General features: G+C 62.2%; 26 protein-coding genes. 15 read left to right on the top strand and 11 right to left on the bottom strand.

What is annotated here, in order from left to right:
* Positions 1–181: 181 nt before the first annotated feature.
* Both FHX14_RS10620 and FHX14_RS10615 read right to left on the bottom strand, forming a co-directional pair.
* Positions 182–793, bottom strand: coding sequence for a PilZ domain-containing protein (locus FHX14_RS10620; protein ID WP_003586329.1), 612 nt, complete (start codon positions 791–793; stop codon positions 182–184).
* A gap of 123 nt (positions 794–916) precedes the next feature.
* The gene (locus tag FHX14_RS10615) at positions 917–1,534 is read right to left on the bottom strand and encodes a PAS domain-containing protein (RefSeq protein WP_003586330.1); all 618 of its coding nucleotides are present in this window, start codon (positions 1,532–1,534) and stop codon (positions 917–919) included.
* 292 nt (positions 1,535–1,826) lie between these two features.
* On the opposite strand from FHX14_RS10615, the gene FHX14_RS10610 reads away from it, so the two are divergent.
* The gene (locus FHX14_RS10610) at positions 1,827–2,618 is read left to right on the top strand and encodes a rhomboid family intramembrane serine protease (protein ID WP_184377075.1); all 792 of its coding nucleotides are present in this window, start codon (positions 1,827–1,829) and stop codon (positions 2,616–2,618) included.
* A 91-nt stretch (positions 2,619–2,709) separates the two neighbouring features.
* Positions 2,710–3,144, top strand: coding sequence for a CBS domain-containing protein (locus FHX14_RS10605; RefSeq protein ID WP_003586334.1), 435 nt, complete (start codon positions 2,710–2,712; stop codon positions 3,142–3,144).
* Positions 3,145–3,211: 67 nt separating this feature from the next.
* Here the strand turns inward: FHX14_RS10605 and FHX14_RS10600 are convergent, their stop codons facing one another.
* The 3 genes from FHX14_RS10600 to folE all read right to left on the bottom strand — a co-directional run bounded on the left by FHX14_RS10600 (position 3,212) and on the right by folE (position 5,411).
* Positions 3,212–4,174 carry a patatin-like phospholipase family protein gene (locus FHX14_RS10600; RefSeq protein ID WP_184377074.1) on the bottom strand — a complete coding sequence of 321 codons (963 nt, stop codon included), beginning with the start codon at positions 4,172–4,174 and terminating at the stop codon, positions 3,212–3,214.
* A gap of 144 nt (positions 4,175–4,318) precedes the next feature.
* Positions 4,319–4,771, bottom strand: a complete 453-nt coding sequence (hisI, locus tag FHX14_RS10595; protein WP_003586336.1) for a phosphoribosyl-AMP cyclohydrolase — start codon at positions 4,769–4,771, stop codon at positions 4,319–4,321.
* Between the two features lie 25 nt (positions 4,772–4,796).
* Entirely contained in the window at positions 4,797–5,411 is a 615-nt protein-coding gene (folE, locus tag FHX14_RS10590; protein WP_003586337.1) for a GTP cyclohydrolase I FolE, read from the bottom strand.
* 310 nt (positions 5,412–5,721) lie between these two features.
* On the opposite strand from folE, the gene FHX14_RS10585 reads away from it, so the two are divergent.
* From FHX14_RS10585 to FHX14_RS10565, 5 genes are all read left to right on the top strand, one after another.
* Positions 5,722–6,168 carry an iron-sulfur cluster assembly scaffold protein gene (locus FHX14_RS10585; RefSeq protein WP_184377073.1) on the top strand — a complete coding sequence of 149 codons (447 nt, stop codon included), beginning with the start codon at positions 5,722–5,724 and terminating at the stop codon, positions 6,166–6,168.
* Positions 6,169–6,173: 5 nt separating this feature from the next.
* Positions 6,174–6,578: a membrane protein insertion efficiency factor YidD gene (yidD, locus tag FHX14_RS10580; protein WP_184377072.1), complete on the top strand. Its 405-nt coding sequence runs from the start codon at positions 6,174–6,176 to the stop codon at positions 6,576–6,578.
* A 5-nt stretch (positions 6,579–6,583) separates the two neighbouring features.
* On the top strand, positions 6,584–7,111 hold the full coding sequence (locus tag FHX14_RS10575; RefSeq protein ID WP_183690550.1) for a DUF1697 domain-containing protein: 528 nt from the start codon (positions 6,584–6,586) through the stop codon (positions 7,109–7,111).
* A gap of 122 nt (positions 7,112–7,233) precedes the next feature.
* The gene (gene thrS, locus FHX14_RS10570; protein WP_184377071.1) at positions 7,234–9,240 is read left to right on the top strand and encodes a threonine--tRNA ligase; all 2,007 of its coding nucleotides are present in this window, start codon (positions 7,234–7,236) and stop codon (positions 9,238–9,240) included.
* Between the two features lie 113 nt (positions 9,241–9,353).
* Positions 9,354–10,211 carry a lysophospholipid acyltransferase family protein gene (locus FHX14_RS10565; protein ID WP_184377070.1) on the top strand — a complete coding sequence of 286 codons (858 nt, stop codon included), beginning with the start codon at positions 9,354–9,356 and terminating at the stop codon, positions 10,209–10,211.
* A 1-nt stretch (position 10,212) separates the two neighbouring features.
* Here the strand turns inward: FHX14_RS10565 and FHX14_RS10560 are convergent, their stop codons facing one another.
* Positions 10,213–11,313: a hypothetical protein gene (locus FHX14_RS10560; protein WP_012557743.1), complete on the bottom strand. Its 1,101-nt coding sequence runs from the start codon at positions 11,311–11,313 to the stop codon at positions 10,213–10,215.
* Between the two features lie 113 nt (positions 11,314–11,426).
* On the opposite strand from FHX14_RS10560, the gene FHX14_RS10555 reads away from it, so the two are divergent.
* The 3 genes from FHX14_RS10555 (at position 11,427) to FHX14_RS10545 (ending at position 13,874) form a co-directional block, all read left to right on the top strand.
* The gene (locus FHX14_RS10555) at positions 11,427–12,011 is read left to right on the top strand and encodes a nitroreductase (protein ID WP_054183096.1); all 585 of its coding nucleotides are present in this window, start codon (positions 11,427–11,429) and stop codon (positions 12,009–12,011) included.
* Positions 12,011–12,622, top strand: coding sequence for a flavin reductase family protein (locus FHX14_RS10550; RefSeq protein WP_184377069.1), 612 nt, complete (start codon positions 12,011–12,013; stop codon positions 12,620–12,622). Before FHX14_RS10555 ends, FHX14_RS10550 begins: the two co-directional genes overlap by 1 nt.
* Before the next feature lie 106 nt (positions 12,623–12,728).
* Positions 12,729–13,874 (top strand): DUF2336 domain-containing protein, encoded by a 1,146-nt coding sequence (locus FHX14_RS10545; RefSeq protein ID WP_184377068.1) that lies wholly within the window; start codon positions 12,729–12,731, stop codon positions 13,872–13,874.
* Here the strand turns inward: FHX14_RS10545 and FHX14_RS10540 are convergent.
* Positions 13,871–14,281 (bottom strand): hypothetical protein, encoded by a 411-nt coding sequence (locus FHX14_RS10540; protein ID WP_003586350.1) that lies wholly within the window; start codon positions 14,279–14,281, stop codon positions 13,871–13,873. The two genes, FHX14_RS10545 and FHX14_RS10540, sit on opposite strands and share 4 nt — an antisense overlap.
* Positions 14,282–14,410: 129 nt before the next feature.
* Here FHX14_RS10540 and FHX14_RS10535 point away from each other — a divergent pair, with 129 nt between their 5' ends.
* Positions 14,411–14,869 carry a GNAT family N-acetyltransferase gene (locus FHX14_RS10535; protein WP_184377067.1) on the top strand — a complete coding sequence of 153 codons (459 nt, stop codon included), beginning with the start codon at positions 14,411–14,413 and terminating at the stop codon, positions 14,867–14,869.
* A gap of 66 nt (positions 14,870–14,935) precedes the next feature.
* On the opposite strand, the gene FHX14_RS10530 is transcribed toward FHX14_RS10535, so the two are convergent.
* The 3 genes from FHX14_RS10530 to parE form a co-directional block, all read right to left on the bottom strand.
* Positions 14,936–16,132 (bottom strand): AI-2E family transporter, encoded by a 1,197-nt coding sequence (locus FHX14_RS10530; RefSeq protein ID WP_012557738.1) that lies wholly within the window; start codon positions 16,130–16,132, stop codon positions 14,936–14,938.
* Between the two features lie 115 nt (positions 16,133–16,247).
* A complete protein-coding gene (locus FHX14_RS10525; RefSeq protein ID WP_184377066.1) occupies positions 16,248–17,402 on the bottom strand; it encodes an esterase-like activity of phytase family protein in 1,155 nt (384 codons plus the stop codon).
* Positions 17,403–17,604: 202 nt separating this feature from the next.
* Complete coding sequence (gene parE, locus FHX14_RS10520) at positions 17,605–19,719, bottom strand: DNA topoisomerase IV subunit B (protein WP_003586354.1); 2,115 nt, start codon at positions 19,717–19,719, stop codon at positions 17,605–17,607.
* Between the two features lie 220 nt (positions 19,720–19,939).
* Between parE and FHX14_RS10515 the strand changes: the two genes are divergently transcribed.
* The 4 genes from FHX14_RS10515 to FHX14_RS10500 all read left to right on the top strand — a co-directional run bounded on the left by FHX14_RS10515 (position 19,940) and on the right by FHX14_RS10500 (position 24,204).
* Complete coding sequence (locus FHX14_RS10515; RefSeq protein WP_184377065.1) at positions 19,940–20,839, top strand: alpha/beta hydrolase; 900 nt, start codon at positions 19,940–19,942, stop codon at positions 20,837–20,839.
* 135 nt (positions 20,840–20,974) lie between these two features.
* Positions 20,975–21,745 carry a triose-phosphate isomerase gene (gene tpiA, locus FHX14_RS10510; RefSeq protein WP_184377064.1) on the top strand — a complete coding sequence of 257 codons (771 nt, stop codon included), beginning with the start codon at positions 20,975–20,977 and terminating at the stop codon, positions 21,743–21,745.
* A gap of 138 nt (positions 21,746–21,883) precedes the next feature.
* Positions 21,884–22,432, top strand: coding sequence for a preprotein translocase subunit SecG (gene secG / locus FHX14_RS10505; protein WP_184377063.1), 549 nt, complete (start codon positions 21,884–21,886; stop codon positions 22,430–22,432).
* Between the two features lie 143 nt (positions 22,433–22,575).
* The gene (locus FHX14_RS10500) at positions 22,576–24,204 is read left to right on the top strand and encodes a CTP synthase (RefSeq protein WP_184377062.1); all 1,629 of its coding nucleotides are present in this window, start codon (positions 22,576–22,578) and stop codon (positions 24,202–24,204) included.
* Between the two features lie 76 nt (positions 24,205–24,280).
* Here the strand turns inward: FHX14_RS10500 and FHX14_RS10495 are convergent, their stop codons facing one another.
* Positions 24,281–25,369, bottom strand: a complete 1,089-nt coding sequence (locus tag FHX14_RS10495) for a citrate synthase/methylcitrate synthase (RefSeq protein WP_184377061.1) — start codon at positions 25,367–25,369, stop codon at positions 24,281–24,283.
* Between the last annotated feature and the right edge of the window lie 69 nt (positions 25,370–25,438).

The raw sequence follows: 25,438 nt of genomic DNA, 5'->3' as shown, positions 1-25,438 counted from the left end.
CTCATATTATCTATAGCTGAATGGTAGGAACGACTTGCGACAGGATTTCGCTCCGGCTTTCCGAAGCCTAATTCATTGCCGCTGGCAGATGTCTTGCCGTGAAACTCAAGCTTGTCAACAGGACCTGACCGGGTGCGCGCCCGGCAAGCGCATTGGCAGCACCGTCACGCAATCAACTGTCTCAGAGGAATTCGCGTAGCGTCTCGCGGGACTGGATCGAGAGGAATTCGATCGCCACACCTTCGACGAAATGGCGTACGACGCGGCCGCGCATGTTGCCGAGCCGCACCGCGGTTCCAATCGAGGGGCGCATCTCGACGTCGACGGCGGCGCCCGATAGCGAAAGGTCCATGATCCGGCAGGTATAACGCGTGCCGTCCTCGAGCGTCAGTTCGGTATTCGTATCGCGTGGCGTCAGACGGTCATGGCGACGATCTTCCGGCAGGCCGAGTTCATGTTTGTTGGCAAGCCAGGTGAGCTGGGCGGCGAGCTTCTCCCGCTTCCGCTCGGTGGCGTTGATCGACATGGTGAAGCCGCGGCCATCAAGCGTCTGGACATAACCTTCGACGCGGCCGAGATGGTCGATATAGGCAACGACACGTTCGTTGGTGCGTGGCCGGCCAAGGCAGGTGACGTACATGTCGCCAGGCGACATGTCGATCACCATGCATTCAAATTCCTCGTAACTGGCAAGCATCAGCCGGCCCTGCATATTGATGGGCACACGCTGAAAAACGCCCTGTTCAGGGCGCGGCGCAGGTCTTTGCGTCTGAGCTGGCTGGAACGAGTGCATCAAAAGGCTTCTTTATGAAATCTGAGAGACCGATCATTACCCGCAATCCATTAACAGAAGGTTGTTTTGCCTCATTCTCATATAGCCGAAAACGAGTATGTCCGATGTCCCGAAACGGGACTGTCAGCGCGCCTCCGCACTCGTCAGCAACTGCGACACCATGCGGCGCATGACCTGCCCGAAACCGGCGCTTTTGGCGGCGACGATTTCGTTGATGGGGCGCAGCTCGGCGGCTTCGGCGTTGCCGAATTTTCCGGGCAGCAGACGGCTGCGGTCGAGAGCCAGGAATTCGAGCGGCACGATCTCCAGCCAGCTCGCGGCCGCCGTCGGTGCGATTGCGCCGAGCAGCCGGTCGCAGGCGCCGCCCGGCGAGCGGAGCGGCATCATGATGATCTCGAAGGAAGCCTGATGGCCGACGGTGCTGTAGCCGGTGGCGTTGAACAGGGCCGGCAGGACATGGTCCATGACGCCCATCGCGGTGCGTTCGATGTCGGCGTGCTGGCCGTTTGCCCAGAGTGAGGAGAAGCGTGCGCCGCGCAGGTCCCGGCCGAACAGATCGCAGATGCGGGTGCCGGCGAGCCGGAAGGCGATGTCACCTTCCTCGCGGGTCTCGAGAATGAACAGACTCTGGAGCAGATGGGGGACAGCGGAGGGTTCGACCTGCGCTTTCAGCGGCGCATCGGCTGCGCCGCGGATACGGTTCCAGTAGTCAAAAATTTCGATGGTCGTTTGCACACGCATTTTTCACCAACCTGTCCCATTCCGGATCATTTTCGGGCAGTCATTGCCCCTACAGGCTCTACCTTGCGGATTTCATGCCAAGTCGCGGCGGTTAAGGTTAAGAAAGGGTTTCGGTTGAGATGCGGTGCCTGCCGTGGCACTGTCCGGCCATCGCTTCGACTTTCGAAGTTCAGCACAACCTGCCCGGGCCGAGGTCTTTCCTTGAACACCGGTATGCCGTCCGGCACTTCGGACGGCTTTTTTTTTGACAGGTGCTCCTGTATGGCTGTGGCCTCAACGAGGCGATACTGAAATGAATGAGCAGACGGCCGAGCCGCACAAGGCGCCCGAACCTCCCGAGGTCCAGCCGTCGGCAAAGCCGCCGCGCGTGCCGGTCTTCAACCTTCCACCGGCGCTGTTCTTCAGCCTTTGTCTGCTTGTGGTCATCTATGCGGTGCAGGAGCTCGTGCTCTCCGACGATGCGCTGAGCTGGCTGTTCTTCACCTTCGGCTTCGTGCCCGCCCGCTATGTGATTCCGCTGTCGCAGCAGGGGCCGGAGCTGTTCTGGACGCCCGTCACCTATTCACTCCTGCATGGCAGCGTCCAGCATATCGTCTTCAACGGCTTCTGGCTGATGGCCTTCGGCGCGCCGGTGGTACGCCGCATCGGGACGCTGCGTTTTGTGCTCTTCTGGCTTTTCTCGGCCGTCGCTTCCGCGGCCCTGCACGCGGTGCTGAACTGGGGGGATGTGACGCTTTTGATCGGCGCGTCGGGCGTCATCTCCGGGCTGATGGGGGCTGCGTGCCGATTCGCCTTTCCGGCCGAACGGCGGCCGATGCTGCCTGCGCATCTCAATGCCCGGCTGTCCATCGCCGAGGCGCTGCAGAGCCGCACCGTCGTCATCTTCATGCTGCTCTGGCTGGTCGGCAACGCCCTGATCGCCGTCGGCATCCCGCTTGTCGGCGACAGCGACCAACCCATTGCCTGGGACGCCCATATCGGCGGTTTTGTCTTCGGTTTCCTGTTGTTTTCGCTGTTCGACCGGGCGCCGCGCCCGCCTGTGACGGAAGCCGCCGATACTGAGAAGGATATGTTGCAATCCTGAGCCTGTCAGTGCACCATCGACCTATCCGCGATGGGGGGAGAAACCGCCGCGGATGCCTGTGACAAGTGGATCACGGACATAGGAGGTTCGAATGACCAGTTCAGTCAAAGCAATTCTCGACCTGAAGGGCAGGGACGTTTTCACCGCCGGGCCGAACACCACCGTCGCCGAAGCGGCGGTCATCCTCAGCAAGAAGAGGATCGGCGCTATCGTTGTCGTCGGCATGGAAAACCGGATTTCGGGCATGTTCACCGAGCGCGATCTCGTGCATGCCATCGCCAAACATGGCAAGGACGGCCTCGACCAGACGCTGGCCCAGGTCATGACCGCGAAGGTCTACCGCTGCCATGAGGAGACGACCGTCAACGAACTGATGGAACTGATGACCAGCCGCCGTTTCCGCCACGTGCCGGTGGAACACAACGGCAAGCTTGTCGGCATCATCTCGATCGGCGACGTGGTGAAATCGCGCATCGCCGAAGTCGAGCGCGAGGCCGAGGAAATCAAGGCCTATATCGCCGGCTGAGGTTTTGGCCCTCTTTCGAGGGATGCCGTAGCCCGCGAAACGGCTACGGGCTTGCGGATGATGTCGATCAGGGGGAGCTGGCGTAGACTTCCTGCATGCGCTTGATTTCGGGGAGCCTGGCTCTGGCTTCCTCGTAGCCGCGTTCGATCGCTTCGCCGGCCCGATGGAACTCGGAAAGGCCGATATAACTCAGACGCGGCTGCAGCGAAATATCCGGCGGGTCGCCGGCAAGGCGGGCGCGGGCGATCCTGTCCTGGATGATATTGAAAGCCTGCACCATGACGCCGGTCATGCCGAGACGGGCATAGGGCGCCTCTTCCTGTTTTTGCACTTCCTGCGGCGAGAGGCTGGCATTGTGCCGGACAACGGCCGAGCGGCCATAGAGATCGTAATTGAGATTGACGGCGACGACGAGCGGCTGCTCGTAGGCGCGGCAGACGGAGACGGGGACGGGATTGACCAGTGCGCCGTCGACCAGCGTGCGGTGATTGCTGCGCACCGGCTCGAAAATGCCGGGCAGGGCATAGGAGGCGCGCAGCGCCGTGATCAGCGAACCATTGGCGATCCAGACCTCGTGGCCGGTATTGACCTCGGCGGCGACGGCGACGAAGGGCCGGTCGAGATCCTCGACGTTCAGGCCTTCGAGATGTTCCTGCATGCGCTTGGTCAGCCGCATGCCGCCGAACAGGCCGCTGCCGCCGATGGTGAGATCGAGGAGACTGGCGATCCGGCGCATGGTCAGCGAGCGGGCGAAACTTTCGAGCTCATCGAGTTTGCCGGCGAGATAGCAGCCGCCGACCAGCGCGCCGATCGAGGTGCCGGCAATCATGCCGATCTCGATTTTTGCCTCGTCCAGCGCACGCAGCACGCCGATATGGGCCCAGCCGCGGGCCGCTCCACCGCCGAGCGCCAGCGCGATCTTGATTCTCTTGATGGGTGAGGGAGGCGGGATCGTCTCGAGAGTGGTCGACATGCCGGAACCGGAACCTTCGCCTTCAGAGCTTTGACGATGCAAATTCCAGCTCAGCATGGCGCTCTCCCCTCCCAGCAGAACACATGGTTTCCGATAGTGTGCCCGATCAGTTTCCAAATGGTATATAGAGGCGACTTCTGGCGCAATAAGGAGCAGATGCCGGGAAATTCCGGCTCCATTTTCCCAGGCTATTTTCCGGGCCTATTTTCCGTAAACGTCCTGCGGATCGAAATGACGCTCGTCGTCGACGATATCAAGCATGGGCTTTCCATCCCGAAGCGTGATCGTTCGATAGAAGCAGGAGCGGCGGCCGGTGTGACAGGTGGCGTCATGGCCGGCGACCTCGACCTTCAGCCATATGGCGTCCTGATCGCAATCGGTGCGAATTTCCTTCACCGTCTGGAGATTGCCCGAGGTCTCGCCCTTCTTCCAGATCTTGCCGCGCGAACGGCTGAAATAATGGGCCGTGCCGGTCTGGATGGTCAGCGCCAGCGCATGGGCATTCATGTGCGCCACCATCAGCAGCTCGCCGTCGCCGGCGTCGGTGACGATCGCGGTGATCAAGCCACGGTCGTCGAAACGCGGCGTGAAATCGCCGGCGTCTTCCAACGCCGACTTGTCCTCGGATGGTTGACTGAAGATCAATTGGCTCATCGCGGCCCTCCTGAGGGAGCCGGTATCAGCGGCTCCGCACCATGGTCATGAAACGGGCCTGATCGGCCGGCTCGGTCTTGAACGTTCCGGTAAAGGTGGTCGTCAACGTGGTCGAGCCCTGCTTCTGAACGCCGCGCATCGCCATGCACATATGTTCGGCCTCGATCATCACCGCGACTCCGCGCGGGTTAAGCGTATCGTCGATCGCCCGGGCGATCTGCGCGGTCATTGTTTCCTGGGTCTGCAGACGGCGGCCATAGATCTCGACGACGCGGGCAATCTTCGACAGGCCGAGCACACGCCCGTCCGGCATGTAGGCGACGTGAGCCTTGCCGATGATCGGCACCATGTGATGTTCGCAATGCGAGAAGAACGGTATGTCCTTGACGAGAACCATGTCGTCGTAGCCGGCGACCTCTTCGAAGGTGCGGCCGAGCACGTCTTCCGGCGCCATGTCGTAACCGGCAAAAAGCTCGCGGTAGGATTTGACGACACGCGCCGGCGTTTCGATCAGGCCTTCGCGCGTCGGGTTCTCACCGGCCCAGCGCAGCAGGACACGAACGGCTTCCTCCGCCTCCTGCTGGGAGGGGCGATCGGAGTCGCGGTTCGTCTGCGGAAAGTTCTTTACGATGGCGTCCATGAACAATGGTCTCCTGGTCCGCACCGCGGACCGATCTGTCGGAATCGCCACTGGTCAATCCCATGCGGGAATTCATGCACCTTTGGCAGGCTCCGGGGCTTTCGAGGCGCATTCAACACCCCTCCGGCACGGTTTCCCAATCAAACTTACACGAGGCCATTGCATTTTAATGGCCTTCGAACGACATACATATAGGAAGACGGCCATCGTATGTAAGTATCCTCAGATGACACGGTGTGTTTTTTGTTTCAATAACAATAACAGCCCTTATTGAGGCCGGTCCGCAGCGATTTTGGAGCGGAAATCCAACATGGACGATATCTACAACAGCAAGATCCTCGAATTCGCCGGCAATATTCCATTGACCGGCACCTTGGCGGATGCCGATGCGAGCGCCCAGGCCTATTCGAAGCTTTGCGGCTCGAAGGTGCGGATCTGGCTGAAGATGGAGGGCGATACTGTTACCGGTTTTGCTCATGACGTGAAGGCCTGCGCGCTCGGCCAGGCCTCGTCCTCGATCATGGCACGCCATGTCGTCGGCGCCACATCGGGCGAATTGCGCCAGGCACGCCAGGACATGCTCGCCATGTTGAAGGCGGATGGAGCAGGGCCCGAGGGACGGTTCGAAGACATGCGCTATTTGCTGCCGGTGCGGGACTACAAGGCCCGCCATGCCTCGACGATGCTGACCTTCGATGCCGTCGTCGATGCGATCGGCCAGATCGAGGCGAAACGGGCTGAGGTTATCGAGGCGTAACTGAGATGTGCGAGTTCTGCGCCCTGCAGGCCAGCGATGAGGAGGACGGTGGTGCCGCCGGACCCGATAAGCCGCGTGAAAAGGTCGCACGCGCTTCGCGCAATTATGCCGGTCCGTTCCGAAAAACTCCCGACCGCCTGCTCGGCATGGGGTTCATCCGCCTCTACCAGTTGACGCTTTCCGGCTTTATCGGCAATTCCTGCCGCCATATCCCGACCTGCTCCGAATATGGCTACGAGTCGATCGCCCGCCACGGATTGTGGGCCGGCGGCTGGATGACGCTGTTTCGCGTCGGCCGCTGCGGCCCGGGCGGCACCAGCGGCCTCGACCAGGTTCCGGAGATACTCGGCGAAGACTTCCGCTGGTGGACGCCGTGGCGCTATCTCTCCCTCGGACGAAAGAGAGCGTGAGCGCCATGAGCACCTTCATTGCCCTCCTGCACAGCATTGTGCTGACGCCCGACCGCCGCGTCATTATGGAAGATCTGCGCGCGCTTGCCAAAGATCTTGGCTATCGCGAACCGCGCACGCTGGTTTCCACGGGGAATCTCGTCTTCGAGGCCGATGATATGCGGCCGCACGAACTCGAGGTCGCGCTGGAAGAGGGGTTCGAAGAGAAATTCGGCAAACATGTCGATATCATCGTGCGTAGCGACTGCACCTGGATGGCGCTTTGCGGCACCAATCCCTTCAGGGACGGCAACGGCGACCAAGTCATCGTCCGGGTGATGCGTCTGCCGGTCGATCCGGAGAAGGTGGAGGCGCTGAAAGCGCTGATGACGGAGGGACAGCGCATCGCTGTCGTCGGCGGCGATCTCTGGATCGATTTCGCCGGCAAGCCGAGCCAGTCCAAGCTGCTTTCGGCGCTGACGACCAAGCGGATAGGCATCGGCACGATGCGCAACTGGAACACGGTCTGCGGCCTTGCCCAAATGATCATGTAGGCCGGCTGCTTCTTTACTCCCGCGGCAAATCTGAGTATCAGGCGGCAGCGCTTCCAAAGAGCGGAGGCGCTTCCGTTTCAACCACCCGCATTCGTTGGCGGGACTGGACAAGGAGAATTTCGATGTCTGAAGCCATTTCCCTGACATTTCCCGATGGTTCCGTGCGCAGCTTTCCGGCTGGCGCAACCGGCAGGGATGTCGCCGAATCCATTTCCAAGTCGCTCGCCAAGAGCGCCGTCGCCATTGCGATCGATGGCACAGTGCAAGACCTTTCCGATACCGTCGCCGACGGCAAGATCGAGATCATCACCCGCAAGGACGGCCGTGCGCTGGAGCTTATCCGGCATGACGCCGCACACGTGATGGCTGAAGCCGTGCAGGAACTTTGGCCCGGCACGCAGGTGACGATCGGCCCGGTCATCGAAAACGGTTTCTATTACGACTTCGCCAAGAACGAGCCCTTTACGCCCGATGATCTGCCGAAGATCGAAAAGAAGATGAAGGAGATCATTGCTCGCAATGCGCCCTTCACCAAGCAGATCTGGTCGCGCGAAAAGGCCAAGGAAGTCTTTGCGGCCAAGGGCGAAAACTACAAGGTAGAACTTGTCGATGCGATCCCGGCAGGGCAGGATCTGAAGATCTACAATCAGGGCGATTGGTTCGACCTTTGCCGCGGTCCGCACATGGCCTCCACCGGCCAGGTCGGCACGGCCTTCAAGCTGATGAAGGTTGCCGGCGCCTATTGGCGCGGCGACAGCAACAACGCCATGCTGTCACGCATCTACGGCACGGCATGGGCTGACCAGGCTGATCTCGACAACTATCTGCACATGCTGGCGGAAGCCGAAAAGCGCGACCACCGCAAGCTCGGCCGCGAAATGGATCTGTTCCATTTCCAGGAAGAGGGCCCGGGTGTCGTTTTCTGGCATGGCAAGGGCTGGCGCATCTTCCAGGCGCTCGTCTCCTATATGCGTCGCCGGCTCGCGGTCGATTACGAAGAAGTCAACGCGCCGCAGGTGCTCGACACCGCGCTGTGGGAAACTTCGGGGCACTGGGGCTGGTATCAGGAAAACATGTTCGCCGTGAAATCGGCGCATGCGATGACGCATCCGGAAGACAAGGAAGCGGATAACCGCGTCTTTGCGCTGAAGCCGATGAACTGCCCCGGCCACGTGCAGATCTTCAAGCACGGGCTGAAGTCCTATCGCGAATTGCCGATCCGCCTCGCCGAATTCGGCCTGGTGCATCGCTACGAGCCATCGGGCGCGCTGCACGGGCTGATGCGCGTGCGCGGCTTCACGCAGGACGACGCGCACATTTTCTGCACGGACGAGCAGATGGCCGCCGAATGCCTGAAGATCAACGATCTCATTCTGTCGGTCTATGAAGATTTCGGCTTCAAGGAAATCGTCGTCAAGCTTTCGACCCGGCCGGAAAAGCGCGTCGGGTCCGATGCCCTCTGGGATCGCGCGGAAGCGGTCATGACCGACGTGCTGAATACGATCGAGGCTCAGTCCGAGGGCCGCATCAAGACCGGCATCCTGCCGGGCGAGGGCGCCTTCTACGGGCCGAAGTTCGAATATACGCTGAAGGATGCGATCGGCCGCGAATGGCAGTGCGGGACGACGCAGGTCGATTTCAACCTGCCGGAACGTTTCGGCGCCTTCTATATCGACAGCAACTCCGAAAAGACGCAGCCGGTGATGATCCATCGCGCCATCTGCGGCTCGATGGAACGCTTCCTCGGCATCCTGATCGAAAACTTCGCCGGCCATCTGCCGCTCTGGGTATCACCGCTGCAGGTGGTGGTCGCGACGATCACCTCGGAAGCCGACGCCTACGGGTTTGAAGTGGCCGAGGCGCTGCGCGAGGCCGGTCTCAACGTCGAGACCGATTTCCGCAACGAGAAGATCAACTACAAGGTCCGCGAACACTCGGTCACCAAGGTGCCCGTCATCATCGTCTGTGGCAGGAAGGAAGCCGAGGAGCGCACGGTCAACATCCGCCGCCTCGGCAGCCAGGACCAGGTTTCGATGGGGCTCGACGCCGCCGTCGAAAGCCTTGCCTTGGAAGCGACGCCACCAGACGTCCGCCGCAAGGCCGAAGCAAAGAAAGCCAGGGCGGCCTGAAAACGCCTCGATAAAACGTCTCTTTCCGGCAGCGCCATCGGCGCTGTCGGAAATCTGATATAAAACCGCAATATTGTCGCCACAAACGGGGAGCGGGTGATCCCGAGGCCGGCGTGCGTTTCAAAGAATTGTCCTATGCCAATGACCGAGATCCGCGGCTGAAACGCTGGCTGATCCGCTCGATCGAGGGGCTTTCGGGCCGCGATCACTATGTCAGGCTCTACGACATCTGGCGCAGCGACATCATCGGGAGGAGTGACCGGGTGTTCGCCAGGACGCTCGATCTCATCGACGTCGCGGTCGAGGTCAAAGGCAACTGGCCGCTCGACCCCGTTCCCGCCGAGCCGATCGTCATCGTCGCCAACCACCCCTTCGGCATCGGCGACGGCATTGCCGTGCTGGCGCTTGCCGAACAGTTCGGCCGTCCCTTCAAGGTGCTGATCCACAACGACCTTTTGAAAATACCCGAGATGGCGTCCTATTCGCTGCCGATTTCCTTCGAGGAAACCAGGCAGGCAATGGCGATGAACATGAAGAGCCGGAACGAAGCGGTGCGGCTGCTCAAGGAAGGTACCACCATCGTCGTTTTTCCTGCGGGCGGCGTTGCGACCGCGAGGCGAGGCTTCGGCCGCGCCGAGGACCTGCCGTGGAAGATGTTTCCGGCAAAACTCATCCAGGCGGCGCATGCCAGCGTGCTGCCGATCTATTTCGAGGGTCAGAACGGCCGGCTGTTCCATCTGGCGAGCCTGGCATCGATGACGCTGCGCCTGTCGCTGCTGATCGGCGAGTTCCGCAGGCTTTCCGGCAGCACGATCACGGCGCATGTCGGCAAGGTGCTGACCTGGGAGGCGCTGAGCAGCGGCGGCGACCGCAAGGGTCTGCTGGCCCGTCTCTATGAGGCCGTCTTCTCGATGGCGCCGCCGAAGCGCTCCCTCCAAACGTCTCGGCTAAGGCGAAACCGCTCGCGGTAAATCAATCGAGGCTGGTATCGTCGCCGCCTTGCGGCGCGAGCTGTTCGTAGGAGGGGAGCGGCGCCACCGGAGCCGGCTGGACGCCTGGCGGTGGCGGCGTTCCCACAGGCACTTGCTGCACAGTGCGGGCCGCGTCGTTCACCGGCGGCTGCGGCTGCTGGTCCTTCATCAGAACCTCGACATCGGTATTCCTGCCGGCGACGACCGTGAAATCGCGCTGGTAGATCTTGTCCTTGTTGCGGGCGACGGCGGAATATCCGCCTTCGGCGAGAACCATGGTCGGGAAGGCGCTGACGCTTTCGCCGACGCTGTCGCCGGCCGCCGTCAGGATCGACCATGCCGTATCGGCGATCGCCTCGCCGCCGGCATCGGAGACCAGCTTGAAGGTGACCTGCGCGGCGCGATGCTGGATCGTCGCTTCGGTCAGCTTGCCGGCTTCGACCTGGATGTCGGCGCGGATGACGGCGTTGACGCTGCCATATTCGGAAACGATATGATAGGTGCCGGCATTGAGGCGGACGACGGTGTTCGGCGAGACATCGGCAACCACAAGCCCGCGCTCGCCGTCCTCGCGCACTTCCGAGGAATAGATCGAAAAACTCAGCTGGTCGGGGCGGATGCGGGCATCGGTGCCGGAGACGGCATTGAGCAGCAGGCCGCCGGCATCGAGCACCATCACCTGCTTGTCGACCGCGCCGTCGGCGGGCACGGTCAGTTTCTTGGTGACGCCGGCGCGGCCGAAGGAGACGTTGACGAAATAATCGCCGGGAGCGAGCTGGAAGGCGGCGGGTCCGCCCTTGGCGCTGGCAATCAGCGGCAGCTTGCCGTCGGTTCCGGCAATCGGGCTGAAGACATACCAGGATAGGCCTTCTTCGACTGGCGTGCCGTCCGCCGTCAGCTTGGCTTCCATTGGCACATCGCGCAGCTTGACCCCCTCAGGCGCCGTGCCGGGCGCGATGAAGGCATCGAGCTTCGGCATCTTCGACGTCGATTCAAGCTGTTTGAATTCCTTGAAGGCATCCTGAGCGCTGGCGCCTGGAGGCGTCAGGATCGTCAGGGCAATGGCAAGGCCGATGCGTGCAAAAGGCGAAATGCCAAACATCTGTTTCGTGAACCGATTGACTTCTGAAATCGCAAAGGCCACTTCAAGACCAACGCGATGGCAAATTCAAGACCCACCCTTTGCAGCAGCATAAAAATGAGAGTTTCTCCCGCATGAAATCCGATATCAAGCTGATCGACTACCTCGCCGTACGCCGCTCCATTCCCGCTTTCCAGATGTGCGAACCAGGCCCGGAGAAGGCTGAAATCGAGGAAATCCTTCGTCTTGCCTCGCGTGTTCCCGATCACGGCAAGATCGCGCCATGGCGCTTCATCGTCTATCGCGGGGGCGAGCGCGCTCGCCTCGGTGAGGAACTTCTGACCTTGGCGCTCGAGACGAAGCCTGAGCTTTCCGAGGAGATGATCCAGGTGGAACGCGCGCGGTTCACCCGCGCGCCGGTGGTGGTCGCTGTCGTCAGCAAGGCGGGGCCGCATATCAAGATCCCTGAATGGGAGCAGCTGATGTCGGCCGGCGCGCTTTGCCTCAACGTCATCCTCGCCGCCAATGCCAGCGGTTATGTCGCCAACTGGCTGACGGAATGGTTCGCCTATGATGAGCGCGCCTATCCGCTGCTCGGCGTCGGGCCTGATGAAAAGGTGGCGGGCTTCATCCATATCGGCTCGACGACATTTCCGGCGATCGAGCGGCCGCGGCCAGAACTTGCCGATACCGTGACCTGGGTCGGCGGGGAGGGCTGATGTTTTACACCACCGACGACAACCGGCACGGGCTGGCGCATGATCCGTTCAAGGCGATCGTGTCGCCGCGCCCGATCGGCTGGATCGGCAGCAAGGGCAGGGATGGTTCGATCAACCTCGCCCCCTATTCCTTCTTCAATGCCGTTGCCGACCGGCCGAAGCTGGTGATGTTTTCTTCCGCCGGGCGCAAGGACAGTCAGCGCAACGCGGCCGAGACCGGCGTCTTCACCTGCAATTTCGTCGGCCGCGATCTCGCCGAGAGGATGAACCTCTCCTCGGCGGCGCTGCCTTATGGCGAGAGCGAATTCGACTTTGCCGGCCTGACGGCGAAGCAGGCCGAACTCATCGACGCGCCCTATGTCGGCGAGGCCTTCGCGGTGCTCGAATGCAGGGTCACCGAGATCATCGAGCCGAAGACGCTGTCGGGCGCACCGTCGGAAAACGTCCTTGTCTTCGGTGAGGTGGTCGGCATCCGCATCGACGAGGCGATCGTCCGGGATGGCCGCTTGGACATGTCGATCGCCCGTCCTGTGGCCCGCATGGGCTATATGGACTACAGCGAAGGCAGCGATGTTTTCGAGATGTTCCGGCCGCATCTGCCGAAGATTTAGATCGGCCGCAAGGCATACAAAGGCTTAAGAAATATGGTGAACCAATCTTAAACCTTTTGCCGCTACGGTCGCAGCATTGAATGAAACGCGAGGGAATCGCGTTCAAGTGCTGGGGCGTCGCGTGATCATAGAAGCTTTCCTTCGGTGGATCGAAACGGCCAAGACCGGTGACCGGGCCCGGGCCGCAAACGCGCTCGGGCGGGCCTATCTGCAGTCGGAGATGACAGGGGACGAGCGGGCGGCAGCCGAGATGGCGATGACCTTTCTGCTCGACGATCCGTCGCCGCGTGTGCGGCTGGCGCTTGCCGAGGCGATCGCCTGGTCGCCCGATGCGCCGCGCAGCCTGATCCTTTCGCTTGCCGAAGACCAGCCCGAAGTCGCCTGCCATGCGGTGACCTGTTCGCCGCTTTTGAGCGATGCCGATCTGGTCGATCTTGCCGCGCGCGGCAACGGCGCCACCCGCATGCTGATCGCGGCGAGGGCGCAGGTAACGCGCCCGGTTTCCGCAGCGCTTGCGGAAGTCGGCGACGAGGAAGAGCTGCTCTGCCTGCTCGAGAACGATGGCGCGGTGATCTCCGGCCAATCCCTGAAACGCATCGCCGAGCGGCTCGGCGACGGCTGCGACATCCGCAACCTGCTTCTCGACCGCAGCGATCTTCCCGCCGATGCCCGCCAATTGCTCACCCAGCATGTCAGCAATGCGCTGGTCGGGCTGCCGCTCGCACAGGCGGCGATTGGCCTGCAGCGGCTGCAGCGCATCAGCCGCGAGGCGACCGAGGCTGCTATCGTTTCAATCGCCGGCGACATCGCGCCGCGCGAGATACCCGACCTCGTCGAACATCTGCGCCTCAATGGCCGGCTGACGCCATCCTTCCTGATGCATGCGCTCTGCGCCGGCAAGGTTGATTTCTTCGCGGGCGCAATCGTCGATCTGACGGGTTGCGGCGAGCGCCGGGTGCGCTCGATCCTGGCGACCGGGCGCATGCATGCGGTTCGCGCGCTCTACGAGTCCGCTGGCCTGCCGAGGGATATCAGCGTGATCTTCGTCGAGGCGACGCTGCTGTGGCGCGAGGCCGCCAGGAAAGCGCCGGGCAGCGTGCTCGGCAATGTCTGCAACCGTCTGCTTCAAAAATTCCGCCATCATGACGGCGCACATGGCGCGGTCGGCGAGTTGCTCGACATGGTGGAAAAGCTCGGGGTCGCCGAACAGCGGCAATCCGCCCGGGTCTATGCGGCGCTTGCGGCCGCTTAGTCGGCCAGTCGCGTCACCACCCAGGAATAGCTGGCGGAGACGAAATGCACCGGTTTGGCGAGCGTGTCCTTGACGCTCCTGCCGGTGGGCAGATGGTCGCGGACCCGTCCGGCAATGTCGTCGGCAAAACCGAGCAGGCCCTGGGGGTGCTGTTCGGCCGCTTCAGGAAGGGCCGGCGGCACGGGAGCCGGCTTCGGCGGTTCGGCGGCAGCGACGGCTTTCGGCGCCTCGCAGACAGCAATCACCGAGGGATAGCTGACATTGGCATAGGTTTTCAGCCGACGTTCGGCTTCGGCATCGCAGGCGGCAACCGTCTCCCAGCGTTTGTCGACCGTCGCGACATAGCTGCACTGGCTGATGGAATCGTCGCAACCGAGAATGGTCATCGCGATCAGCACCGCTTGCATATTTTGCCTCCTTGGCTATTGAGCGTGTCATCGTCTTAGAGGGCGCAATTCCAACCGAATGAAGGCAAGGGCATTAACTCTTGGTCATGTCGGAAAAAATTGTGCCTTGCGCCAGCAGAAAGAGACAGCATGTCCGTCACCATCGCCCTGGAGCCGCCGCGTCAGGACGGCGTCATCCGTCTTCTCGACCTTTCCGATGCCTATGCGCAGTCGCTCTATCCCCCAGAGAGCAACCATCTGGTCGACCTCTCCTTGCTGGAGAAGCCTGCGGTGAGTTTTCTCGTCGCGCGCAACGGCGACGCGATCGTCGGGTGCTGCGCGCTGGTCGAGGCGGGCGATGGCACGGCGGAGATCAAGCGTATGTTTGTCGACCCCGAGACGAGGGGCCTGAGGATCGCCAGCGGCCTGATGAACGCGCTCGAAGCGATCGCCAGGGAAAAGCGACTGTCGGCAATCCGGCTCGAAACCGGCATCTACCAGCCCGAGGCGATCGCGCTCTACCACAAATACGGATATCGGGAGATCGAGCCTTTCGGCAGCTATCTGCCGGACCCGCTCAGCCTGTTCATGGAAAAGCGGCTGGGATGACGGTCTGCGAAGGCCGGCTCAGCCTTCGGCAATCAGGTCGGTTCAGCCTTCGGCGGAAAGGTTCTTTCAGCCTTCGGCGATACGGGGGATTGCCGGCGGGGCTTGCTCGTCGATGAGGACCTGCGGTCCCGTCTCGCCCTTTTCGGCGTTGCGGGCCTCGTGGATCCATTCGCGCCAGATGGCGACGATCAGCGCCATCAGCACCGGGCCAATGAAGAGGCCGAGGAAGCCCATCGTCTTGACGCCGCCGACGAGACCGAAGAAGGTCGGCAGGAAGGGCAGCTTGATCGGACCGCCGACGAGCTTCGGCCGCAACGTCTTGTCGACTATGAAGAGCTCGACCGTTCCCCAGACGAAAAGACCGATGCCGGCGACATGCGAGCCGCTTGCCAAGAGATAGATTGAGACCAGCGTGAAGGAAAGCGGTGCGCCGCCCGGTATCAGCGCCATCACGCCCGTCAACACGCCGAGCGTGACGGGCGAGGGCACGCCGGCGATCCAGTAAGCCAGGCCGAGCACGATGCCTTCGCCGATCGCAATCAGCGTCATGCCCATGACGGTGGAGCTGATCGTTGCCGGCACGACGCGGGAAATGCGCTCCCAGCGGTTTGGCAGGATGCGCTCGCCGAGCATGTCGATCTGCTTGGAGAAGGAAAAACCGTCGCGATAGACGAAGAACAGCGCGATCAGCATGAAGAGCAGCGTCAGCAGGAGGTGGAAGGCGCCACCGCCGGCCGCAAGCACGGCACGGTAGATATTGCCGATATTGGCGCCGCTGACCGCCTGTATCACTTCGCCCAGGGCGCCGGGGCTGCCGATATATTTGGTCCAGACTTCATCGAGATAGGCGCCGGCCCATGGCAGGGCGACGATCCAGGCCGGTGTCGGGGCGCCGGCGCGGTTGGCATGGATTGCCCAGGCAACCCAGGTGCGCACTTCACCCGTCGTATAGGTGATCGCAAGCCCGATCGGGATGACCAGGAAAGTGATGATCATGATGATGGCGATCGTCGCGGCGATCGTCGTATTGCCGCCGACGCGGGCAAGCAGCTTGCGGTAGAGCGGCCAGCTGGCGAAGCCGATGACCAGGGCTGCCAGCACCGGCACGAGGAAACCGTAGAAGAAGTAAACGCCCGCCGCAACGACCAGAACCAGCAGCCAGCGCGCCGCCGAGATGGAGGGTATCAGCGGCGTCCGTGTCGGCGCCGATGATCCGAGCCATCGTGGTTCATGATTGCTTTTCTGACGGTCGAACACACCCACGCGCGCCTCTTCTTATTCTTGTCTTCTGGTTATGGGCTATGAACCCGGCGGTTTCAAGGTCCGCACCATGAAAGCGTATACAAAGCGTCGCTATTCGACCGTCAGAGCCGATATCTTACTGTTGCGGATGGCGCAAAATCTTGAAGGCGTAGAACTGCGTCTTTTGCGCCGCCGAGAAATTATTGTCGGAGCCGAGAATGAGAACGTCGGTTCCATCCTTGGCCTTGCCGAGCGACATGGCCTCGATATTGTCGGGAATAAGGCCGATTGCTCTGAGATCAAGCACCTGGCTCTTGCGGGCGGGGACGACGCGCTGGTCGTTCTTGGCGAGCGAAGCGATGGCGGATATGTCGGTGGCGTCGTTAAGATCCATCATCATGATCTTGACGTTGTTGCCGAAGCCCTGGGCGTAGCTGCGCTCGACGGCGAGCAGGCGGTGATCGTCAAGAGCGAGCATTTCCGACATGCCGTTATCGTTGCCGCCATCGGCCTTGGTAGCCGCCTGCGGGATCGGTGAGACCGGGTAGACATACTGCGCCTTCGGCTCGCCGGTTGCGCCGTCATAACGGATGATGCGCGACAGGCTGCCCGTGGTCAGCGAGGGATTGGGGCCGTCCTGATAGAGCGCGGCTTCGACACCGACGAAAACATCGCCCGAAGGCGCCACGGCAATATCCTCGAAGGCGAGGTTGTCGCGGATGCCGGTCGACTTGTCGACTGTGGGAGTAAAGCCTTCCGGCAGCTTGAATTCACGCACGAAAGAGCCGTCCGGCGCAGTCACGCGGACGAAGGGCGGCAGCAGCGCCTTGGCGTCGCCTTCGCTGCCCCAATAGATGCCGTCCTTGCCGAGGCGGATCGATTCCGGGTCGACGGTCTTGGCGGCGAAGGGCTCGCCGTTCTTGTCCTTCAACGTCACATGTTTGACGATGGAAACGCCCTTGAGGCCCGACGCGTCGACATCGACGTCGAGTTCATAGAAGCGGGCCGGGGCCTTGTCCGATCGGTCGTCACTGATGGCGATATAGTGGCCGGTAGCGGCATCGAAATCGAGGCCGGAAATGCCGCCGAACTCGACGCTGTTTTCCATGTAGCCTGTGGGGATAATGAATTCACCGAGATAGGAGAGTGAAATGCCGGCGGCGCAATCGCCGAAGGGGCAAGCGGTCTCGAAGGTGGCGCCGATACCGGTGGCCCCAATATCGGTGGCGCTGACAGTAACTGTGCTGGACAGGAGAACGAAAGCGGCAGTCGCGAGAAAACGCTTGGTCATGGCAAAATCCGGCAAAGGGTTGAAAACGGTTCGAACCGGCGCAGCTGCTCTTCCCTGGGGGAGGCCGCACGCCGACCGCTTCATGCGCCGGTTGTTTGACGGAGTTGTTACGGTTCTTCGTCAGTTCCGTGAAATCGCAGATGCTAAAATGAGGGCCGCGCCGAACGGCATCTACTCTAGTTCGGCTCGGCCCGCAGATGCTTTAAATATCGAGGTTTTCGGCGAAGGCCGCGCGTTCCTGGATGAAGCGGAAGCGGGCTTCCGGCTTGGTGCCCATCAGATCGTCGACGGCGCTGCGAGTGCCCTCGAAATCCACCTCGTCGATCAGCACCTTGAGCAGGGTGCGTTTGGACGGATCCATCGTGGTTTCCTTGAGCTGGGCGGGCATCATTTCGCCGAGACCTTTGAAGCGGCTGATCTCGACCTTGGCCTTGCCCTTGAACTCCGTCTGCATCAGCTCGGCGCGATGATTGTCGTCGCGGGCATAGGCGGATTTCGACCCTTGGGTGATCTTGTAGAGCGGCGGCACGGCGAGGAAGAGGTGGCCGCCGCGCACCAGTTCCGGCATCTCCTGATAGAAGAAGGTGATGAGCAGCGAGGCGATGTGGGCGCCGTCGACGTCGGCGTCGGTCATGACGATGATGCGCTCGTAGCGCAGATCTTCGTCGCGGTATTTCGAGCGGGTGCCGCAGCCGAGCGCCTGGATGAGATCGGCGAGCTGCTGGTTGGCGCCGAGTTTTTCGCGGCCGGCGCTGGCAACGTTGAGGATCTTGCCGCGCAGCGGCAGAATTGCCTGGTTGGCTCGGTTGCGCGCCTGCTTGGCCGAACCGCCTGCCGAATCGCCCTCGACGATGAAGAGTTCGGCGCCCTCGGCGGTGTTTTGCGAGCAGTCGGCGAGCTTGCCGGGCAGGCGCAGCTTGCGCACTGCCGTCTTGCGGTTGACTTCCTTTTCCTTGCGGCGGCGCAGCCGCTCCTCGGCGCGCTCGATCACCCAGTCGAGCAGCTTGGCCGACTCGTTCGGGTTGTCGGCAAGATAATGGTCGAAGGGATCGCGCAGCGCGTTCTCGACGATGCGCTGGGCCTCGACGGTCGCGAGCTTATCCTTGGTCTGGCCGACGAATTCCGGTTCGCGGATGAAGACCGACAGCATGCCGACGGCCGAGATCATCACGTCATCGGTGGTGATCTGCGCGGCGCGCTTGTTCTGCGTCAGCTCGGCATAGGCCTTCAGGCCCTTGGTCAGCGCGATGCGCAGGCCGGCCTCATGCGTGCCGCCTTCGGGGGTCGGGATGGTGTTGCAATAGGAATGCACCTGCGGATCGCCGCCATACCAGGTGATCGCCCATTCCATCGAGCCATGGCCGCTGGTTTTCTCGGTCTTGCCGGCGAAGATCTCGCGGGTGACGGTGAATTCCTTGCCCATCGTCGCCTGGAGATAATCTTTCAGGCCGCCGGGGAAGTGGAAGACCGCCTTGTCAGGGACCTCGGAGCCTTCGGGCAAGACGCCCTGCTCGCAGCTCCAGCGGATCTCGACGCCGCCGAACAGATAGGCCTTCGAGCGCGCCATGCGGAACACCCGGGCGGCATCGAACTTCATGTGATCCCCAAAGATCTGGGGGTCAGGATGGAAGCGCACGCGGGTGCCGCGGCGATTGTGGACGTCGCCCAATTCTTCAAGCCCGCCCTGCGGCAGGCCGCGGGAGAAGCGCTGGCGGTAGAGCTTGCGGTTGCGCGCCACCTCCACTTCGAGGTCGTCGGAGAGCGCGTTGACGACCGAGACGCCGACGCCGTGCAGGCCGCCCGATGTCTCGTAGGCCTTACCGTCGAATTTGCCGCCGGCATGCAGCTTGGTCATGATGACTTCGAGCGTCGACTTGCCCGGCACCTGCGGATGGTTCTCGACCGGGATGCCGCGGCCGTTGTCGGAGACGGTGAGGTAGCCCTCGAGGTCGAGATAGACCTCGATGAAATTGGCGTGTCCGGCGACCGCCTCGTCCATAGCGTTGTCGATGACTTCGGCAAAGAGGTGATGCAGCGCCTTTTCATCGGTGCCGCCGATATACATGCCCGGGCGCATGCGCACCGGCTCGAGGCCTTCGAGGACGCGGATCGACGAGGCGCCGTATTCATCGGCGTTCGACGTGGCGGGTGCCGGGCGCGAAGAGGCTCCCGCAGCAGAGGGGGCTCCAGCAGCAGGTGGGGCAGCAGCGGGCGCAGCCGCCACCGGCGGCCGTTCGGCCGCAGCCGCAGGCTTCTGCGCCTCCTCACGTTTTTCAGAGAGGGGCATTCCGGAAAAGAGGTCGTTGCTATCGTCCATGGAGCCGTTCAGATCTTCATCCTGTCTTGGGTCTGGCTTGGGGCTTGCATCCTCCGCCGACCCAAAATCACCGCATTTCATGTCACGTTTGCGAATCAGGCAGATTTTGCCAGAAAGCACCTCTATACGCGACACCGCCAGTTTTGGCGGGCTTTTCACACATGATTTGCGTTGCCGGGCGCGGAATGGCAAGCGGCGGCAGGCTTCAGGAACCATCCGAATGCGAATGTCCACAAGTCATTGCACCATCATCACTGCAATTGCGGCGTTTTTTCTATCCGCGGCTGTCCTGACCGCTGTTGGCCCAGCGCGGGCGGGCGATGCGCTGCCGCCTTTCAAGGACGATCTGTTTTCGAAGCAGGCCATCTTGCAGACAGGTGATGACGGTGCCTTCGAGGTCATCGACTATGATGAGATGCGCGATATCAACGGCCGCGACCAGATCCCGCAAAAGCGTGTGCAGCAGAAATATGTGGCGCTCGGCATCCGCAAGGCCCAGGTCGACGAGACGCTGTCTCTGGACGGTGTCAGTCTCGATGTCACCAGGGTGGGACAGGCCCAGAATGCCGCCTTCACCGTGATTTTCATCCATGGCCGCGACGGCGATCGCCGGCTCGGGGCCAACGACTACAGCTTCGGCGGCAATTTCAACCGGCTGAAGAACCTCGTTGCCGGCAATGGCGGCGTTTATTATTCGCCGACCGTCCGGAGTTTCGACAGCAACGGCGTTGCAGCGATCGCCGGCTTGATCCGCTATGCCAGCGCCCAATCGCCCGGCCGGCCGATCATCCTGTCCTGCGCCTCGATGGGCAGCCAGGTCTGCTGGGGCATTGCCCGCGACGGCGACAGCGTCAAGCGGCTGAAGGGCATGCTTGTCATGAGCGGCGTCACCGATCCCGATTTCACCAGAAGCGCCTTCTATAAAGCGAAGCTGCCGCTCTGGTTCGCCCATGGCAGCCGCGACCCGGTCTATGCGGCGAGCACCCAGCAAGCGCTGTTCGAAAGCCTGCACAAGGCCAAATATCCGACGCGCTTCACGCTGTTTCAGACAGGCAATCACGGGACGCCGATCCGGATGGTCGACTGGCGCCGAGTCCTGAACTGGATTCTTGCCGGCTGAAGCGTGCCGCCGACCGATTTTCGGCAGAAATATAGGCGGGATCGCCGAGATTCCCCTTACGTCAAGGCATGATGCTTTTCTTTGCCGCGCGCTTTTGATATTGCCCAAGGCATATGGAAAATTTGGAAGGCTGGCATGACACCTGACGTGCGCCCGCTCGTGGCGGGAAACTGGAAAATGAATGGCATGCGTGCCTCCCTGGATCAGATCAAGGCGATCGCCGAGGGTGTTTCCTCGCCGCTCGCCGACAAGGTCGAAGCGCTGATCTGCCCGCCTGCGACGCTGCTCTACGTGGCGACCGCGCTCTGCACGGACAGCCCGCTGTCGATCGGCGCTCAGGACTGCCATCAGAATCCGTCAGGTGCGCATACCGGCGATATCTCGGCCGAGATGATTGCCGATTGTTTCGGCACTTATGTCATCGTTGGCCATTCCGAGCGCCGCACCGACCATGCCGAAACGGATCATCTAGTCCGCGCCAAGGCGGAGGCTGCCTTTGCCGCCGGGCTGACGGCGATCATCTGCATCGGCGAGACGGCCGATGAACGCCGCACGGGCCAGGCGCTCGACGTCATCAAGCGTCAGCTTTCCGCCTCGGTTCCGGACGGAGCCACCGCCGAGAACACCGTCATCGCTTATGAACCGATCTGGGCGATCGGCACCGGCGTGACGCCAACGGCGGGCGATGTCGAAAAGGCGCATGCCTTCATGCGCGCCGAGCTGGTGGGCCGTTTCGGCGGTGAAGGCCGCAAGATGCGTCTTCTCTATGGCGGCTCGGTCAAGCCGGCCAATGCCGGGGAGCTGATGGGCATCGCCAATGTCGACGGCGCGCTGATCGGCGGGGCGAGCTTGAAAGCCGCCGACTTCCTCGCCATCTACCGGGCCTATGAGGCGCTGCTCGCCTGAGGCATTGTTCATTCCCGGTTTATTCGTTTATTCCAGGGCGTATTCTGGGCCGAAGGGCTTGGAATAGATGAAAGCCTCATGTAAAGAGCCGCCAGAATTCTTAACTTTGTCCGTCTCCAGACGGGCAGGACTGGACCCATGCAGACCGTATTGATTGTCATTCATCTCATGATCGTGCTCGCCCTTGTCGGCGTCGTGCTCATCCAGCGTTCGGAAGGCGGCGGCCTCGGCATCGGCGGCGGTTCGGGCTTCATGTCGGCGCGCGGCACGGCCAATGCGCTGACGCGCACCACCGCGATCCTTGCGACCCTGTTCTTCATCACCTCGCTCGGCCTCGGCATTCTGACGCGTTACGAAGGCCGTCCGAGCGATATTCTCGACCGCATTCCGGCAACGGGCGGCCAGGGCAATGGCATTCTCGATTCGCTCGGCGGCGGCGCGCAGGCTCCGGCAAGCCAGCCGGCCGGCAACGGCGTTCCGAGCAGCGGCGCGGCAACGCCTGCACCGCAGGCTCCCGCCGCTCAAGCTCCGGCAACTGCGGCTCCGGCAACGACCGCTCCGGCGGCCCAGGCTCCGGCGGCTACGGAGCCTTCAGCGACGGCTCCGGCAACGACTGCCCCGGCAGCGCCCGCAACTCCGGCCGCGCCGGCACCGGCTCAGCCCGCCGGCGTCCCGACGGGACAGTAAACCGGTCTTCGACATAAACCGCCGGCGGCCCTTGGGTCTGCCGGTTTTCTTTTGTTCAGATTCCTTCGCCACGCTCCGAAAATTCCGGAAAAGAGTTTTTGGGGCTGGTGGAATCGTTTTTGAAAAGGTATCCGGTGAATCCCATGGCGCGATACGTATTCATCACTGGCGGCGTGGTTTCCTCTCTCGGAAAAGGAATTGCGGCCGCGGCTCTCGGAGCGTTGCTGCAGGCCCGTGGATATCGGGTGCGGCTTCGCAAGCTCGACCCCTATCTGAACGTGGACCCGGGCACGATGAGCCCGACCCAGCACGGCGAGGTCTTCGTCACCGACGACGGCGCGGAAACCGATCTCGATCTCGGCCACTACGAACGCTTCACGGGGCGTTCGGCAACCAAGACCGACAACATCACCACCGGCCGCATCTACAAGAACATCATCGACAAAGAACGGCGCGGCGACTATCTCGGCGCGACGGTGCAGGTCATTCCGCACGTCACCAACGAGATCAAGGATTTCGTTATCGAGGGCAATGACGATTACGACTTCGTCATCTGCGAGATCGGCGGCACGGTCGGCGACATCGAGGCGATGCCCTTTATGGAGGCGATCCGCCAGCTCGGCAACGATCTGCCGCGCGGCACCGCCGTCTACGTCCACCTGACGCTGATGCCCTATATTCCGGCCGCCGGCGAGCTCAAGACCAAGCCGACCCAGCATTCGGTCAAGGAACTGCAGGCGCTCGGCATTCATCCCGATATCCTGCTGGTGCGCGCCGACCGCGAAATTCCGGAAGCCGAGCGCCGCAAGCTTTCGCTGTTCTGCAACGTGCGCCCGTCCGCCGTCATCCAGGCGCTCGACGTCGCCAACATCTACGATGTGCCGATCGCCTACCACAAGGAAGGCCTTGATGACGAAGTGCTGGCAGCCTTCGGCATCGAGCCGGCGCCGAAGCCGCGTCTCGCCCCCTGGGAAGAGGTCTGCAACCGCATCCGCACGCCTGAGGGCGAAGTGACGATCGCGATCGTCGGCAAATATACCGGCCTCAAGGATGCCTATAAATCGCTGATCGAGGCGCTGCACCACGGCGGCATCGCCAATCGCGTCAAGGTCAATCTCGAATGGATCGAGTCCGAGGTCTTCGAAAAGGAAGATCCGGCGCCGTACCTCGAGAAGGTGCACGGCATCCTCGTGCCGGGCGGCTTCGGCGAACGCGGTTCGGAAGGCAAGATCCACGCAGCCCGTTTCGCCCGCGAGCGCAAGGTGCCGTATTTCGGCATCTGCTTCGGCATGCAGATGGCCGTCATCGAGGCGGCGCGCAATCTCGCCGACGTATCCGGCGCTTCCTCGACCGAATTCGGCCCGACCAAGGAGCCGGTGGTCGGCCTGATGACCGAATGGGTCAAGGGCAACGAGCTGCAGAAGCGCACGGCAGCCGGCGATCTCGGCGGCACGATGCGCCTCGGCGCCTATAAGGCGGCGCTGAAGAAGGGCACGAAGATCTCGGAGATCTACGGTTCCACCGATATTTCCGAGCGTCACCGCCACCGCTACGAGGTCAATGTCGACTACAAGGACCGGCTCGAGAGCTGCGGCCTCGTCTTCTCCGGCATGTCGCCGGACGGCGTGCTGCCGGAGACGATCGAATATCCGGATCACCCCTGGTTCATCGGCGTGCAGTATCACCCGGAATTGAAGAGCCGGCCGCTCGACCCGCATCCGCTGTTTGCCAGCTTCATCGAAGCGGCGACGGAACAGAGCCGCCTCGTCTAACCACAATGATGATCCAGATCGCGCGATTTCAGGCGCGATCTGGGTCGGATCGTTGCTCTATCGCCCAATTCAATCTTCAGGCGGCGGCCGGCAGCGGGCCGATATAGACCGAGCGCGGGCGAATCAGCCGGCCATCGAGCGCCTGTTCGCGGGCATGCGCCAGCCATCCGACGGTGCGGCCGATCGCGAAGACGCCGGTGAAGGCCTGACGCGGGAAGCCGAGCGTCTCCAGCAGCAGCGCGGTATAAAATTCGACATTGACGTCAAGCGGCCGATTGGGCTTGCGCAGCTTCAGGATCGCCAAGGCGGCAGCTTCCACGGCTTCCGCCAGCGCGCCACGGGCGCTGTCGACCTGCCTGGTTGATATCAGCGGCTTCAGGGCGCCTTTCAGCGCATTGGCGCGCGGATCGCGGACGCGGTAGATGCGGTGGCCGAAGCCCATCAGCCGTTCGCCGCGATCAAGCGCTTCGCCAAGCCATGACCCGGCATTCGCCGCCGTTCCGATCGCATCCAGCATGTCGAGCACCGGACCGGGCGCGCCGCCATGCAGCGGTCCCTTCAGCGCGCTTAGCGCCGCCAGGACCGAAGAGGTGAGGCCGGCTTGGGTCGAGGCGATGACGCGCGAGGCGAAGGTCGAGGCATTGAGGCCATGGTCCGATATCGTCACGAGGTAGGCGTCGAGCGCCGCCGTCTGCTCCCTGGTCGGCAATTTGCCGGTCAGCATGCGCAGAATATCGGTCGCCTGCGACAGCGAGGCATCGGGCGGGATCGGTTTTTCGCCGCGCTGCAGGCGCAGAACCGCCGGCAGGAAGACGGCGGGCGCCGCCAGCAGGCTGAGCGCGGTATCGAAATCCTCGCCGTCTGGCAGCCGGGCGATCAGCGCCCGCATCGCATCGACTGGAGGCAGGGCGAGCACGGCTGCATCGGCAGCCTTGATATGATCGAACACTCCAGTTCGGGCTTTCGCCAGCCAGCCGCGCAATTCTGTTTCACCGAAGCTTCGTTCCATCAGTCCGTCGAGCAATAGTGCGGCGACACCTTCATAGGTGCCGTCTGCGACCAGTTGATCCAGCGATATGCCGCGGATGATCAGCCGCCCCGCTTCGCCATCGACATCCGAGAGCTGCGTTTCGGCGGCAATGACATCTTCCAAGCCGTTTTTCATATTGTTTTCTCCTTTACGGCCGGGATGATCCGACCTACTCTCATTGACGTCAATCTTGACGTAATTGAT

Source organism: Rhizobium sp. BK619, from assembly GCF_014195245.1.
GTDB classification, from domain to species: Bacteria; Pseudomonadota; Alphaproteobacteria; order Rhizobiales; family Rhizobiaceae; genus Rhizobium; species Rhizobium acidisoli.
Note: the sequence above shows the minus strand (reverse complement) of the source record. Positions and strands in the feature narration are given on the sequence as shown.